Annotated in this window: 16 protein-coding genes; 2 read left to right on the forward strand and 14 right to left on the reverse strand. The window is 41.1% G+C overall.

The annotated features are described in order from the left end of the window. Nucleotides 1-16: 16 nt before the first annotated feature. From AC4CU0_RS09460 to AC4CU0_RS09525, 14 genes are all read right to left on the reverse strand, one after another. Nucleotides 17-622 (reverse strand): TetR/AcrR family transcriptional regulator, encoded by a 606-nt coding sequence (locus AC4CU0_RS09460; RefSeq protein WP_490743015.1) that lies wholly within the window; start codon nucleotides 620-622, stop codon nucleotides 17-19. 42 nt (nucleotides 623-664) lie between these two features. Further along, the gene (locus tag AC4CU0_RS09465) at nucleotides 665-1,438 is read right to left on the reverse strand and encodes a TatD family hydrolase (protein ID WP_490743016.1); all 774 of its coding nucleotides are present in this window, start codon (nucleotides 1,436-1,438) and stop codon (nucleotides 665-667) included. Between the two features lie 31 nt (nucleotides 1,439-1,469). Next, entirely contained in the window at nucleotides 1,470-1,811 is a 342-nt protein-coding gene (locus AC4CU0_RS09470; protein ID WP_111885061.1) for a PilZ domain-containing protein, read from the reverse strand. A 15-nt stretch (nucleotides 1,812-1,826) separates the two neighbouring features. Then, complete coding sequence (locus AC4CU0_RS09475) at nucleotides 1,827-2,810, reverse strand: DNA polymerase III delta subunit-related protein (RefSeq protein WP_180170781.1); 984 nt, start codon at nucleotides 2,808-2,810, stop codon at nucleotides 1,827-1,829. A 13-nt stretch (nucleotides 2,811-2,823) separates the two neighbouring features. Beyond that, the gene (kdsB, locus tag AC4CU0_RS09480; protein ID WP_490743017.1) at nucleotides 2,824-3,585 is read right to left on the reverse strand and encodes a 3-deoxy-manno-octulosonate cytidylyltransferase; all 762 of its coding nucleotides are present in this window, start codon (nucleotides 3,583-3,585) and stop codon (nucleotides 2,824-2,826) included. A gap of 3 nt (nucleotides 3,586-3,588) precedes the next feature. Next, complete coding sequence (gene lpxK / locus AC4CU0_RS09485) at nucleotides 3,589-4,602, reverse strand: tetraacyldisaccharide 4'-kinase (RefSeq protein ID WP_490743018.1); 1,014 nt, start codon at nucleotides 4,600-4,602, stop codon at nucleotides 3,589-3,591. 3 nt (nucleotides 4,603-4,605) lie between these two features. Further along, nucleotides 4,606-6,333 carry a lipid A export permease/ATP-binding protein MsbA gene (gene msbA / locus AC4CU0_RS09490; protein ID WP_490743019.1) on the reverse strand — a complete coding sequence of 576 codons (1,728 nt, stop codon included), beginning with the start codon at nucleotides 6,331-6,333 and terminating at the stop codon, nucleotides 4,606-4,608. After that, nucleotides 6,333-6,755 carry an ExbD/TolR family protein gene (locus tag AC4CU0_RS09495; RefSeq protein ID WP_078193671.1) on the reverse strand — a complete coding sequence of 141 codons (423 nt, stop codon included), beginning with the start codon at nucleotides 6,753-6,755 and terminating at the stop codon, nucleotides 6,333-6,335. The genes msbA and AC4CU0_RS09495 overlap by 1 nt, the downstream gene beginning before the upstream one ends. A 13-nt stretch (nucleotides 6,756-6,768) precedes the next feature. Continuing rightward, on the reverse strand, nucleotides 6,769-7,410 hold the full coding sequence (locus tag AC4CU0_RS09500) for a MotA/TolQ/ExbB proton channel family protein (protein ID WP_078188956.1): 642 nt from the start codon (nucleotides 7,408-7,410) through the stop codon (nucleotides 6,769-6,771). 31 nt (nucleotides 7,411-7,441) lie between these two features. Beyond that, on the reverse strand, nucleotides 7,442-8,329 hold the full coding sequence (locus AC4CU0_RS09505) for a ParB/RepB/Spo0J family partition protein (RefSeq protein WP_111885065.1): 888 nt from the start codon (nucleotides 8,327-8,329) through the stop codon (nucleotides 7,442-7,444). After that, nucleotides 8,326-9,108 (reverse strand): ParA family protein, encoded by a 783-nt coding sequence (locus AC4CU0_RS09510; RefSeq protein WP_078188958.1) that lies wholly within the window; start codon nucleotides 9,106-9,108, stop codon nucleotides 8,326-8,328. The genes AC4CU0_RS09505 and AC4CU0_RS09510 overlap by 4 nt, the downstream gene beginning before the upstream one ends. 24 nt (nucleotides 9,109-9,132) lie before the next feature. Next, complete coding sequence (gene rsmG, locus AC4CU0_RS09515) at nucleotides 9,133-9,765, reverse strand: 16S rRNA (guanine(527)-N(7))-methyltransferase RsmG (protein ID WP_168378887.1); 633 nt, start codon at nucleotides 9,763-9,765, stop codon at nucleotides 9,133-9,135. Between the two features lie 84 nt (nucleotides 9,766-9,849). Next, the gene (gene murU / locus AC4CU0_RS09520) at nucleotides 9,850-10,539 is read right to left on the reverse strand and encodes an N-acetylmuramate alpha-1-phosphate uridylyltransferase MurU (protein WP_180054586.1); all 690 of its coding nucleotides are present in this window, start codon (nucleotides 10,537-10,539) and stop codon (nucleotides 9,850-9,852) included. Next, the gene (locus tag AC4CU0_RS09525) at nucleotides 10,539-11,552 is read right to left on the reverse strand and encodes an aminoglycoside phosphotransferase family protein (RefSeq protein WP_490743020.1); all 1,014 of its coding nucleotides are present in this window, start codon (nucleotides 11,550-11,552) and stop codon (nucleotides 10,539-10,541) included. Before AC4CU0_RS09525 ends, murU begins: the two co-directional genes overlap by 1 nt. A 120-nt stretch (nucleotides 11,553-11,672) precedes the next feature. Here AC4CU0_RS09525 and AC4CU0_RS09530 point away from each other — a divergent pair, with 120 nt between their 5' ends. Together AC4CU0_RS09530 and AC4CU0_RS09535 are read left to right on the forward strand one after the other, a co-directional pair. Continuing rightward, nucleotides 11,673-14,153: an LPS-assembly protein LptD gene (locus tag AC4CU0_RS09530; protein ID WP_490743021.1), complete on the forward strand. Its 2,481-nt coding sequence runs from the start codon at nucleotides 11,673-11,675 to the stop codon at nucleotides 14,151-14,153. After that, nucleotides 14,153-15,460, forward strand: coding sequence for a peptidylprolyl isomerase (locus AC4CU0_RS09535; protein ID WP_180163012.1), 1,308 nt, complete (start codon nucleotides 14,153-14,155; stop codon nucleotides 15,458-15,460). Before AC4CU0_RS09530 ends, AC4CU0_RS09535 begins: the two co-directional genes overlap by 1 nt. Nucleotides 15,461-15,540 lie beyond the last annotated feature (80 nt).

Raw genomic sequence — 15,540 nt, forward strand, 5'->3', positions numbered from 1 at the left:
GCAGCCTTTAAGCGAATTAAGCGACCACATGCACTTGTTTTGGTAAGGCCAAGGCTTGATCAATATAAGCAACCCGCAAGGTATCTCTTGAACCCAAATAACGCTGATAAAAACTTGAGTTCAAAATTGCTGCAGCGCCATGTGTAAGTGACCAAATTGAAGCAAGATAATCACGTACTGGCATACTACTTTGAATCGACTCCAAATAACGCTCAGTCATACGGATGATCAATCGTAGGCGCTGTTTGCGCACTTGATAAAGTTCACTAAACAAGTGTTGAATACCCACACCCGTTGTCGATAAACGCTCTTCAATTTGGTGAAACAACACTGTACGTTCTGGGTGATGTAAGTGATGCAACATAAAGAAAGCAAGGTGTTCAGGAAAAGCTTTGTCGGTGTCTTTAATCATTTCCAATAACATGCGTTCATTACGAATAATGAGCAACATATATAGTTCATCTTTACTTTGAAAATGTTTATATAACGTCCCTTTTGCCAAGTCGAGTTCTGCCGCTAGCGCATCTAGTGTCATCCCTGCTTCGCCATTTTCCAATAGCAGCTGCTCTGCCACTTGGAAAATTAATGCCTCTCTTGCTCTAAACTGAGCTTGACGATCCATCTTCACCCTATACTCTCTTACTCTTATATCAATTCAAATTATTTACTTAAGATTGAGGAGATTTTCAAAGTTTTGCATTGTAATGAAAGCCATCTCTTCAATTGACTTATCATATACATCACTTAAGGCTTTGGCTACATAGGGAACGTATTTTGGTTCATTAGACTTTCCTCTATAGGGCATCGGTGCAAGGTATGGACTATCAGTTTCAATCAGCACTCGATCCAGTGGTACTTGCTTGGCCACATCACGCAAATCTTGTCCATTTTTAAAAGAAACAATGCCTGAAAATGACACGTAATATCCACAATCTAAGACAGCTTTTGCCGTTTCCCAATCTTCAGTAAAACAATGCAAAATACCGTGAGTAGATTTCTCTGCACGGATAATATCCACCGTATCATGCTTTGCAGAACGGGTATGAACAACCACTGGTTTTTTTACAGCTTGTGATGCGTGAATATGGCGGGCAAAGCATTCTTTTTGCTCTGCAATAAAGTCTGTACTATGAAAATAATCCAGCCCTGTTTCACCAATCGCCCAAACCTTTTCAGGTTGTGCTAATTCAATGAGATATTCTTCTGTTGCCCGAGCCATCGTTGCAGGATCTTCACATGGGTGTACCCCAACGGAATAACCCACATCGGCATGACGTGAAGCAATTTTTGAAAGTTCGATATGGTCATCTAGATCAACCGAGATACTCATAAATTTTGAGACCCCGGCTTGACGAGCCTGATCCAATGCAAGATCTAAATTACCCTCATAAGGGCTTAAGTCAAGCATGGTTAAATGGCAATGGGTATCTACAAACACAATATGTACCTACAAGTCTTCACTGTTGTAACTACATAGTGTAACTTCTACGCCCCTCAGATTTAAGCCCTGCAAGTAAACGTTCTGCTTCTGTTTTGAAATAAACGCCTTTTTCGCCGCTTAATTGAATTCCAAAGCCTTGTGGTTTAATGCCATTTTGCTTTTGCGAAATCCAAATCACTTTTCCTGTCAAAGGAATTTTTATACTTTGTTCAGGCAAAGTCGCCAATAAGAAAACCTCATCACCCATTTTCACAGCTTGCTTTGATGGCACAAATAAACCGCCACCAACGACATAAGGCATGTAGCTCGCAAAAAGTGTTTCCACATCTGGAATATTAGCGTGAACAATCCCGCCCATACGTGGTTGCATGATGTTTCCCCTTAATTAAACATTCATCAGTTTGATGCAAAGCTCATCTACGACCAGATTCCCCTGTACGTTCTGCTCGATGAACCGCTTAGACTGCTGTAATTCTGTATAAATCCCAAAGAGTGTTTCGAGCGAATATTGCTCTGCCAACACCCCAAAATCCAAATCTATATTTTTTATGGATTGATTTAGCTTGACACAAATTATATCGGACAACAAGTATTCAAACATTTGACTAAAATCACTAAAACTCAGAGCTTTATTCCACTTGGTCGCAATTGCCATCGGCATATTTTTTTGTGTCACAAGTTTTTGCCAATCTTGTAGAAACTCTTGGCGCATATTTAGCCATTCACTACTTGCCAATGAAATCGCTTGTAATGGCATTTGACTAGCTAAGTTCATGAGAACTTTGCGCTGGGTTTCACCACTATCGGGCAAATGCTGCTGTAAATATTGCTGTGATTGTTCCGGTTCAATACGATCCAATGCATAGTGCTGCATTCGACTGCGAATGGTTGCCGGCAATTTCAAATAATGCTCTGCCAATAACATAATCACAATCCGCTCGCCCGGCTCTTCCAATGTTTTCAGCAATGCATTTGATGATGCAATGTTTAATGCTTCAGCAGGCTCAATCAACACAACTCGCCAACCGTCTACGGTTTGCTGTACAAAAGGCAATAAATCACGAATTTTCTCGATTTTAATTTTGGCGTTTTGCTTTTTATTGTCTTCATCTGTACTGATATGGACAAAATTTGGATGTGTATCTGACTTTAACCACTGGCAACTCCCGCACTCACCACACGGCTCAGTTCGCTCATCACGTTTTTGACACAGCACCCATGCAAGAAATTGTTTTGCAAATGCCTCTTTACCACAGCCTTTTTTGCCATACAAAAGCACGCCATGTCCCAATTGCGGAAAACGGCTGGTTAATGTATTCCATGTATTTTTCTGCCAAGGGTACACTTGCGCCACAATTTCATTTTGCATAAATCGTTTAACCTTATTCGAAGTTCGAAACATCCATTTGGTTCAAACGATCAAGGTCAGCTTGAGTATCTACGCCCGGTGGAAGGTTCGCTTCTGCCACAGCAATGGCAATACGGTGACCATTTTCCAAAACGCGTAATTGTTCAAGGCTTTCTAATTTTTCCAGCACACCCATATCCCAAGTGACATATTCTTGTAGGAGTTTTACGCGGTATGCATATAGGCCTAAATGACGATAAGCCTGATCATGCAAGGTTTGTTCAGCTTGCTTTGCACCATCACGGTCATAAGGAATAGTCGCACGGCTAAAATACAGCGCTTGATTGTGCTTTGACATCACCACTTTGACGATACTGTCACGTTGAAACTCATCTAGACTATGAATCGGCTCACAGAGCGTCGACATCGAACATGTCGGTTGATCAACAAGTAATTGTGCAACTTGTTTTACCAATTGAGCGGGAAGCAAAGGTTCATCACCTTGCACATTGACAATAATGTCATCACTCGCCCAACCTTTGATGCATGCAACTTCACTTAAACGATCTGTCCCTGATGGATGCTCTGCAGAGGTCAGTATCACATCAACCCCTTCTGCACGACACACTGCTGCAATACGCTCATCATCTGTAGCGACACAAAGATCATCGAATCCTGCAACTTTTTTGGCTTGATCGACCACACGTAAAATCATCGGACGACCATGAATTTCAAGTAAAGGCTTACCCGGTAAACGTGAACTTGAAAAACGTGCAGGAATAACAATATGTTTCATAAATTAAATGCCTTCGGGAAGTTTCAGACCCAGTTTTTTCAACTGCGCATGCAAAGTTTCATAACACGCAGGTGACAACACTGCATCTACAGGAACAACCCATATTTCTCTTTTAAAATCTGGATTATTTTTGAGGATCGCTAAAATTTTAACTGCATCTTTTTCAGTGGTAATGATGGGATTGGCATCTTCAAATTGCAAATCACTCAGTTCATATTCATAATGATCTGGGAATTCATGACATTGAAATTGATGAATCCCCATGTTTTCTAGGGTTTTATAAAATCGTTGCGGAAAACCGATACCCACTACGGCATAAAAATCTTTATTTGCATCAAATGTCGTCACAAGATCTTTATTGAGCAAATAAGGCTGCGCCGCTTCTAGGTGCATATTCAGTGGAGAACTTGGATCTGCTGAATGCTCAATGACCGTTCCACTGGCAAGACGCTTTTTCGGTTCACGCAAATAACCTTCGGGTAATAATTTTTCATTGCCTAAACCACGGTTATTATCCAGCACGATCCACTCCAACTGACGTTGAAGCGCCCAATGCTGTAAACCATCATCGCAGATAATCAAATCCAATTCATGCTTAGAGAGCAGCAACTCAATGCTTTGCTGGCGGTTTGGACCGACCGCCATTGGCACGCCAGTAGATTGAACAATTAAGCTAGGTTCATCACCCACCATTTCAACCGTCGAGTCTAAATCGACATAAGCCGGAAATGGTCCTTGACCACCATAGCCACGACTGATCACACCAACACGCAGGTTTAAGCTATTTAAATAACTGACCAAGTGAATGAGCAAGGGAGTTTTGCCACTCCCACCCACTGTGATATTTCCAATGACCATGACTGGAATAGGCGCTTTATAGCTTTGCTTAATACCTGATTGATAGAGTTTTTTATTAAGTAAAAATCCGCCACGATAAAGCCATGACAAAGGTCTAAACACAATGAGCCACTTTGCCTGTTCATTCCAAGCATCCTGAATCAATTGTGCAAAAGACATGACTTAATTTTCCTCAAAATTACGCTGATGAAGTTGGTAATATGCACCACGTTGTGCCATCAATTCTGTATGCGAACCTTGTTCAATAATACGCCCTTTATCCATCACTACAATACAGTCTGCATTTTCAATGGTCGATAAACGATGCGCAATCACGATCGTGGTACGATCTTGCATCGCAGCGTCAAATGCTTGCTGAATATAAAATTCAGATTCGTTATCTAGCGCACTAGTCGCTTCATCTAAAATTAAGATCGGTGCATTTTTCAAAATGGCACGTGCAATCGCAATCCGTTGACGTTGACCACCAGATAGATTTAAACCTTGGGCACCCAATGGTGTGTCATAACCTTGCGGTAAATCCATAATAAAATCATGTGCAAATGCAGCTTTGGCAGCAGCAATGACTTGCTCATCTGTTGCATGCTCGAGCTGACCATAAGCGATATTTTCACGTACTGTACGGTTAAACAAAACCACTTGCTGATTGACCATCGAAATCTGAGTACGCAAGCTATTGAGTTCTATGTCGTGAATATCATGCTGATCTAGCAACAATTGTCCTGATGACACCTCTTGGTAACGTACCAACAGATTAACCAGTGAGGTTTTACCTGCACCCGAACGTCCAACCAATGCAACGGTTTGTCCTGCATTGACTTTTAAATTGAAGTCATGAATCGCATGGTGACCATCGGCATAGATCAAGTTGACATTTTTAAATTCGATTTCGCCTTTTAAAGCAGGCTTCAGCGTGCCGTTATTCACCTCTTCTGGCATATCGAGCAATTCAAAAACTGAATAAGCTGCCGCCATGCCTCGTTGCAGTTTTTCATTGACATCCGTTAAGGTTTTAATCGGCTTACTCAACATACCTGCGGCAGTGATATAGGCAACAAACTCACCTGCTGATGTATCTTGTAAAATCTCAGGGCGTAGCGCGATATACATCACGATACTGAGCGCGATCGACATAATCAGCTGAACAATTGGGCTATTGAGTTGTTGCACCACAACCATTTTTAAGCCGCGGCGTAAGTTCTCCATTGAGCTTTCATAAAAACGTTTTTGTTCATAATCTTGCCCTGCAAAGCCCTTCACCACTAGGTTGCCTTGCACAGTCTCTTGCACCACATGGTTAACATCACCCATGGTACTTTGTACTTGCATGGATAATTTACGCATGCGCTTCGACGCTTTACGGATAATCAGCCCAATAATTGGGCCAAAAATCAAAATACACAGAGTTAAACGCCAGTTGGTATACAGCAAATAACCCAATAATGCGATGGTAATCAAACCCTGTTGTACAATCGTTTTTAGTGACTCAGACGATGCCGCCGTCAACTGTTCAACGTTATACATAATTTTTGCAGTGATATGACCGCTCGAATTATCTAAATAATATTGCGAAGGCAAACGCATGAGTTTTGCGAACACTTGCTGACGAATATTAAAGATTAAGTTTCGAGAAATCACTGCGGTAAAATATCCCCCCATGAACAAACCGAGTCCACGGAAGAACATCAATAAAACCACCAAGAGTGGAAATAAGGTTGTAAAGCTTTGATCTTTGTTTTGAATGGCTTCAATAATGCGTTCCAATAATTTTGCGACAGAAACTTCTGTCGCAGCATTAATACCGAAACCAAGCAAAACCAGCAGGCCGATTCCCCAAAAAGGTTTTAAATAACTTAATAGGCGTAAATAGACCTTAAAATCGTGCTTCACTAATAACCTCGAGTTGGAACTTTGGTACTGATGTTGATATTCACAAATCCAAGTTGACCTGCAACATCCATCACCCGAATCACATCCTGATGTGTTGCTTTTGCATCTGCGGCAATCACAAACATTAAATCACGACGATCATTGGCTGTCTGTTTAATTGCAGTATTCAAATCAGAGACTTCTTTACTCGCCAATGACTGACCATTGACAGAATAATGTCCTGTTGAATCCACCACAACTTCAATCTTTTGATCATAGTTTTTAGGTGGAACACCCTGTGCATCTGGCAAAGTCAGGTTCATTCGACTCATCTGGTTAAAGGTGGTCGAGAGCAACAAGAACACCAAAATGAACATCAAACAGTCAATCATCGGTGTGAGGTTGATATGAATATCTTCAACCTGACGACGTTTAAATTTCATGCGCAGTCTCCACTCAGCTGGCTTTCTGAATGTCCTGACTTTCTACTTCAGGTGTTTTTTTATAAAACAAAGCGGCATGAAATAATGTCGACTGCTGTTCTAACTCAGCCACATATTCCTGAACCAAACGTTGGAAATAACGATGCGCAAATAATGCAGGTACAGCAATTAACATACCGGCAGCAGTGGTAATCAAGGCTTTAGAAATACCCGGCATCATCAACACTGGATCACTATTGGTGCCTATATCAATCATTAAGAATGCTTCAATAATACCGATCACCGTACCCAACAAACCTAGTAAAGGTGCAACAGCGCTTAAAGTGCCCAAAAAGTTGATATTTTTTTCTAAATAACCAATTTCTTGTGACGCTGTGACTTCCATTTGCGCACGTGCATATTGCTCGTTTTGATCTTTACTAGCGTAACCTGCGCCCAATACACGACCCAATGTACTTTGTTGTAAAGTTGGACTTTGCTTTAGCTGCTGCACCACATCTTTCACCGATGTGTTTACATTCATCATCAAGTCTTTTGGTAACACCATTGATTTCTTTAAACGAATAAAGCGCTCAATGGTAATGGCTACCGTAAAGATCGAACAAATGACGAGCGGGATCATTAACCACCCGCCCGCTTTGACTAATTCCCACATTTGATTTTCCCCAATAAATCGAATTTAAAAATTATTCAGCTAGACAAATATTTAAAATGCCATCTAGCTCTTCAAGAGTATGGTAGCTAATCACCAGCTTGCCTTTCCCTTGTTTATTATGATCAATTTTCACGTCTGCACTGAAACGATCAGAGAGACGTTGTGTCAGTTGTTGAATGTCTGATGAAACAATTGGTTTAGCTTTTTGTTGTTTTGGTGCATTCAAATCACGAACAAATTGTTCGGTTTGACGTACAGACATACTTTTTTCAATCACCATTTCAGCAACTTTAAGCTGATCTTTGGCTTTTAACGTCAAGATCGCACGTGCATGCCCCATATCGAGCAAACCTTGCTGCATAAAGTCTTTGACTTGATCCGCTAAAGACAAGAGGCGTAGCAAGTTACTAATCGTGGTACGTGCTTTACCGACCGTGTCAGCAATCTCTTGATGACTTAAACCAAATTCGTCATGGAAGCGTTGCAAAGCCATGGCTTGATCGATTGGGTTCAAATCTTGACGTTGAATGTTTTCAATCAATGCCAATGCAATTGCCACTTGATCACTCAAGTCACGAACAATGGCAGGAACTTCGGTTAAACCTGCAAGCTGAGCCGCACGCCAACGACGCTCACCAGCAATAATTTCGTAGGGATGCTTTTCATCTTCGACAGGACGAATCACGATTGGCTGCATGACACCATGCTTTTCAATCGATGCAGCAAGTTCTTGTAAATCTTGTTCTTTAATGAAACGACGCGGTTGATACTCACCACGTTTCAATAAATGCACATCAATTTGTTTTAACTGTCCATGATCTAAAGCTTTTGCTTCAAGCTGTAGTTTTTCTTTTTGGATTGAGCCGAGTAAGGCATCCAGACCACGACCTTTAGCCAGTCCGCGTTTTTTTACGGTCATGCTTTAGTTCCTTTTTTTACTTTGGTTTTTTTTAACATCTCAGCTGCCAAGTTCAAATAAGCAACTGCACCCTTCGAGCTTTTTTCAAAATAAATCACTGGTAAACCGTGCGCAGGCGCTTCAGCCAAACGAATATTACGCGGAATGACCGTGTCATAAAGTTTCTGACCGAAGTATTGTTCAAGCTCAGCAGACACATCACGTGTTAAGGCATTACGCGCATCGTACATGGTACGAAGCACACCCACGATCTCTAGATCTGGGTTTAAAGCTTGCTGAATACGGTCAATGGTTTGGGTTAGGTCAGCCAAACCTTCTAGGGCATAATATTCACACTGCATTGGAATCAGCACAGCACGTACCGCTGCAAGTGCATTGACAGTGATCAAACTTAAACTTGGTGCACAATCGACAATAATATAGTCGAAGTCTTTTTCGACGCTTGCCAATGCTTCACGTAAAATAAACTCACGACCGTCTTGATCTGCAATTGCAAGCTCAACGCCAGCTAAGTCACGGTTTGCACCTAAAACCTTATAGCCCACTTCCGCTTTATAAATAGCGGTTTCAATCGGCACTTCACCAAGTAAGACATCCGTGACTGAATACAACAAATCATTTTTTTGAATGCCCGAACCCATCGTGGCATTGCCTTGTGAATCCATGTCCACAAGTAAAACTCGTTTTTTTAATATGGCTAAAGATGCAGCCAAGTTCACAGCCGTTGTGGTTTTACCTACGCCACCCTTTTGGTTTGCAATCGCAATAATTTGAGCCATGGTAACCCCAGTCCTTTGAAAATTTTAAATACGTTTAAGAAAAATTAAATGACGCTGCTCATCAAGTCGTGGAACTTTTAATGCAACGATATCAATCTTGAAATCACTTTTCAGTGTTTCAACTTCTTCTTCAGGAATTAAGCCTTTCATCGACGCAATAATACTTTGCTCATGCATATACGGTTTAGACGCATCCACAAAATCGGTTAACGATGCAAAAGCACGACTGGTAATCACATCAAACTGACCCAGTTCATTAATGCTGTCTTCATTTTCGACACGTGTTTGTACCGCAATGACATTTTTTAGTTTTAAGTCAGCAATAAATTGTTTTAAGAATCGAATTTTTTTACCGTTGGCATCTAAAAGCACACATTCACGTTCAGGCTGACACAGTGCAATGATCATGCCCGGCATGCCACCACCCGTACCGATATCCAATAAACGACCTGCAGGCAAATCATTTAGGATACTTAAGCTATCCAATAAATGCTTAACCAACATTTCTTTAGGATCACGAATAGCGGTCAAGTTATACGCTTTGTTCCACAGCACTAGGGCATCTTGGTATTTCAGCAATAGATTTAATGCTTCTTCACTCAAATCTAAGCCAAGCTTTTGACTACCTTGCTTTAAGTCTTGAAAAAAAGGATGCATAAAGAAGACATCTCAATAAAAATTAACTGAAGTATACCGATTTCTAAGCCGTGGAACAGTAGCTAACGCTTAGCGAATATGCACTTAATCGTACATGCCTTGGCGAATCTGTAGATCTAGATCACTTAAACGCTCAGGTGTGCCAACATCAACCCACGCAGTTTGCATTTTCTCTGCAGAAATTTTTCCATCCAACATGGCTTGTTTCAATAATGGTGCGAGCGGACGCTTACCCGCTTCCAATCCATCAAACATGTTTGGATGTATAACTGCGATCCCGCTATAGGTGAGTGCCTCGCCTGTATGTTCTTGCTCAAAGGTATAACTACGCCCTGCATCCAAGATAAAATCACCCTTTGGATGTTGCGTTGGGTTAGTCACATAGACCAAGTGTGCCAAGTCATCTTTTAGCTCAACATTGAGCAAGGCTGAAAAATCGTAGGTCGTCCAAACGTCACCATTGACTAAAATAAACGGTTCTGTCCCAAGCAAAGGTAAGGCATTAATAATACCACCGGCTGTTTCCAAGCCTTCTGCTTCACGTGTCCAGCGAATATCCACACCAAACTGCGAGCCATCGCCCAAAGTACCAATCAATATATCTGCAAGCCATGCAGAATTGATGATGATTTCAGTTACGCCAATTTTTTTTAGCTTTTCTATATGCCAAACAATCAGTGGTTTTCCACCCACTTCAAGCAAAGGCTTTGGCTTATACAATGTTAAAGGGCGCATCCGATTTCCGAGACCCGCCGCTAAAATCATGGCTTTCATTATGCAACAACCTCATAAGTGCCGTATTTGGCTTCAAATTTCGGCAATACTTTAGCCTGAATAAATTGCATAAAAGGTTGTAATTCTGCATACGGTTTACTTTCTTCAAGTAAATACCACATCACACGCGGCAAATCTTTGAGATAACCCGATTTACCATCACGCTCAAATAAGCGCACAAAAATACCTAAAATTTTGATATGACGTTGAATCGCCATGAGGTCTGCGTCTTGTTTGAATTGCTCAAAGCTACGATCTTCTTTAGCCGATGAAGGTAGCAAATCATAGAACGTTTTAAACCATGCATAAACGCGATCTGCATTCCACTGCACATAAGCATCACGTGTAATAGAAATCAAATCATAAGTATCTGCACCAATCACAGCATCTTGGAAATCAATCACGCCCTGATCTTGCTCACCATCTAGTACCATCAAATTACGGCTATGAAAATCACGATGCACAATCACTTGAGGCTGAGCCAATGCAGCATTGGCTAAGATAGCAAAGGTACGTTTAATCAGTGCCGATTCTTCTTCAGTAGGCTGCACTTGTAGAGATGGCAATAACCAATCGGTTAACAGCTCCATTTCAGAAATCAGCTTTTCATAGGTATATGCAGGAAAATGAGCAGTACCATCAATTGACTGTAATTGAATCAACTGTTTAAAACTTTGAGCATAATGTGCGTCTACTGTTTGATCATTCAACAACGTGGACAATAAAACATCACCAAAATCCTCTAACAATAAGAAGCCTTGATCAAGGTCTTTGGCCACGATATGTGGTACACGCACGCCATGTGCATCAAAAAATTCATCAATCGACACAAAAGGCACACAATCTTCTTTTTCTGGTGGTGCATCCATCAGCATAAATGTTTTATTATTCAATTTGATTCGTGCATAACGACGGAAACTTGCATCGCCTGCTAGAAAGTTAATTTCAAATTGATCTGAACCAAGTACAGATGAAATCCATGTTTGTATCAATTGTTCACGTTGTGTATTCATTTGCGATAAATTCTAATACAGGCTGAGTTTTTAAAGTGCTAAGTGTAGCTACTTATCAACTTTTTCTCTATGATGCGACAATAATTAATTGCGATTAAGCATACTTGGTTAATGAGACAAATGAAGCAACAGTTTAAATTCAATCCTTTAGCGACTGCGATCTTAACCCTTCTTTGTGGTAGCTCTTTACCAAGCTATGCAGCACCTGTTTCAAACCCGTCCACGGATGACGATACAGAACAACTCAAACAAAGCATTTCAGAAGCTTACCCTGGGCAGCAGTTCTTCGAACAATATTATGTCGATAAATCTGCACCTGAAGCACAGATTCGCAACACCAATCAATTAAGTTCTGCGTTTTGTACAGGCACCTGGATTACCCCAGTTGCTCCAACAACAAAAGCTGTTGCCCCAGAAGACGCAACCTCTACCATTACCGCAGACTATGGTCATTTTGACCCGAATGGCGATTCCATTCTTGAAGGTAATGTTCTGATTGACCAAGAAGGTCGTCAAATTCGTGCCGATCAAATCAAAATTGATAAAACCCAAACCCATGCCAATGCTTCTGGCCGCGTACAAATGGCACAGTCAGGGCTGATTTCTCAAAGTGACTCTATTGATTACAATTTAAAAACCCAACAAGGTGATTTAAATAACAGCTTCTTTATTGCTGAACAGCAGCATGCGCATGGTCGTGCTGAAAAAATTTCGCGTACTTCAACCGAAACCCTTGAATTAGAAAATGCGGTTTATACCACCTGTCCACCCGATGAAAAACCAACGTGGAAAATTCAAGCAGACAAAATTAAGCTGAATCAAGAAACTGGTCGTGGTGAAACCAAAGGAACAACACTTTATGTAAAAGATGTTCCTGTAATGGCTGTGCCCTATTTCAACTTCCCGATTGATGACCGTCGTACCACAGGTATTTTGACCCCAAGCTTTGGTTTTACCAATGACGGTGGTATTGAGCTTGCAGTACCTGTATATTTAAACCTTGCGCCAAACTATGATGCTACGGTAACACCACGTTATATTGCAGACCGTGGCGCAATGATGGAAGGTGAATTCCGTTATTTGACCAAAAACTTTGGTTCAGGGATGGTGTGGGGTGGTTATTTACCATCCGACCAAAAGTATGACGATCAAGATCGTAAAGACTTACATTTCCTCCATAACTGGAAAATTAACGATCAATTCACGACAAATTTAGAATATAACTATGCATCTGATAAAGACTATTTCTCAGATCTCAATAATAATCCAAACTCAAAAACTGACCTGAACTTACGCCGTGCATGGGAACTCAATTATAAAAATGGTATCCCCGGCCTAAAAGCACAGCTTAAAGTTGAAGACTTCCAAACACTGGATAAAACTGTCAGTGATGAAGACCGTCCGTATGCGCGCTTGCCGCAATTCCTACTGAACTACAAGACTGGTAATCCGCTCGGCTTACAGTACGAATTTAACAACGATACAGCATATTTTAAAAAGAATCTGCGTGGCGATAATATTCCGCAAAACAATAGTGATGCGACAATGTATGAGCCAAGTGGTGCACGTATTTATAACGACTTTAGTGTGCGTTATAACTATCGTAACCCATGGTCTTTTGTAATTCCAGAAGTGTCTATTCGTAACGTAAACACGATTTATGATCAAGATACTGTTGATCGTGCCAATACAAATAACAATCACTCTAGTAGTGAAAGTAAATCGGTCATTGTACCGCAATTTACTTTAGATGCGGGTCTTGTGATGGAGCGCGAAGGTCGTTATCTACAAACTTTAACGCCACGTTTCTTCTACGCGTATTCTCCATACAAAAACCAAGACACTAACCCGAACTTTGACTCAACCACAGCGTCAATTAACTATGACCAGTTGTTTAGCCCGCGTCGTTTCTACGGTAATGACCGTTTAGAAGACAACAACTTCGCATCTCTAGGCTTAAGCTATAGTTTATTTGATGATGTAGGTCTTGAGCGTTTAAAAGCTAGCGTTGGTCAAAGTTTCTATTTCGAAGACCGCCGCGTCACGCTAAACAACGTCTCTGATAAATTTGATACCGAACGCCATACCAGCCCTGTCGTGAGCATTTCTAGCCAGCTATCTGACAGCATCAGTGTGAATGCCAATTCTGCATGGATGGCGAATGGTGATAATGCTCAGCGCGATATTCAAATGTATTACACAGGAAATAAAGGCAATTTATACAATGTCGGTTATTTCCATCGTAAAGACATTCCGAACCGCCAAGACAGCTATGACCAAGCAGTAGCATCGTTTATTCAACCTATTCACAATAACTGGCGTCTTATCGGTCATGCACAATATGACCTCGACAACAGTATTGCGCGTGAATATTTACTTGGTGTGAACTACGAGTCATGCTGCTGGGGTGTTTCAGTTTATGGTCGTTCGTACTATAACGATTTAGATGATGTAACATCTTCAGATGTTAAACCAAAACGTGCCATTATGGCGGAGTTCACTCTAAAAGGTTTAGGTGGCTTCAACAATAAATTAACCTCTTTGCTTGAAAACCGAGTGTTGGGTTTTAACAATATTAATCAATCTTGGACAGAACGTTAATGAAGACAAAACAGTTAAAACAAATTTTTAAAGCGTCAGCCTTGGCACTTTGCCTATCAACTTCTGTATCTGTATTTGCTGCTGCGCAACCTAAAGATGAAATTGTAGCTGTCGTTGACAATAGCGTGATTCTACGTAGTGATCTTGATCAAAGCATTGCCGAGATCACTCACCAACTTCAAGTAAAAAAACAAACCGTCCCACCGACTGAATATTTGCAGCAACAAGCTTTAGAACAACTGATTACACGCCAAGCACAGCTTGAACAAGTAAAACGCTATAACGTCAAAGCGGATGAAAAATCGCTCAATGAAGCCGTACTTAAAGTTGCGAAAGATGCCGGCTCTCCAAGCTTAGAAGCATTTCAGCAAAAATTAGATGCTGTTGCGCCAAATACCTATGCTGGTTTACGTGCACGTATCGCTGAAGACATCGCGTTACAACGCCTACGCCAACAGTTGGTCACTTCTCGCATTCAAATCAGTGACCAAGATGTGAAAAACTTCTTAAGCTCACCACAAGGTCAAGCAGCACTAGGTAATCAAGTTCATGTCTTACATGTACGCGTTGCTAGCAGTGATAATGCCGTTAAAATCGCTGAAGACATTCGTAAAGAACTTGCAACAAGCAACGATGTTAAAGCAATTACCAGCAAATACAGCACTAAAGACATTAAAGTTGACGGTGCAGATATGGGCTTCCGCAACTTATCTGATATTCCAGATGAGCTTGCTGCACGTGTAGCACCTTTAAAAGTCGGTCAAACCACTGAACTGATTTCAGTACGTGATGGCGTTCATGTTTTAAAATTAGTCGACCGTAAAGGTGGCGAACAAAAAGCCATTGTTCCTCAATACCAAACTCGCCATATCTTGATTCAACCATCTGAAGTGGTGAGTCCTGAAAACGCAAAACAAATGATCGACAGCTTGTATAACCGCCTGCAAAAAGGTGAAGATTTTGCAGTCTTGGCTTCAACATTCTCGAATGACACAGGTTCTGCTGCCAATGGTGGTAGTTTAGGTTGGGTTAGCCCAGGTGTTATGGTTCCAGAATTTGAAGCGATGATGAAATCAACTGCGAAAGGTGAAATCAGCAAACCCTTCCAATCTCAGTTTGGTTGGCACATCCTGCAAGTGACCGATACACGTCAACAAGACATGACACATGAAGTACAAGAACGTATGGCACGTCAGATTTTAGGTGAGCGTCAATTTGACACTGAACTGGACAGCTGGTTACGTGAAATTCGCAACAATGCCTATGTTGAAATTAAAGACCCTGCTCTAGATCGTAAAAAGAAATAAGTGAATAAACAAAAAACCAGCTTCGGCTGGTTTTTTTATGTCGATTTTTATCATCATTCAGCGCTGTAGTAATTATTAAA

The sequence above is a fragment of the Acinetobacter sp. LipI_15 genome (genome assembly GCF_058242865.1).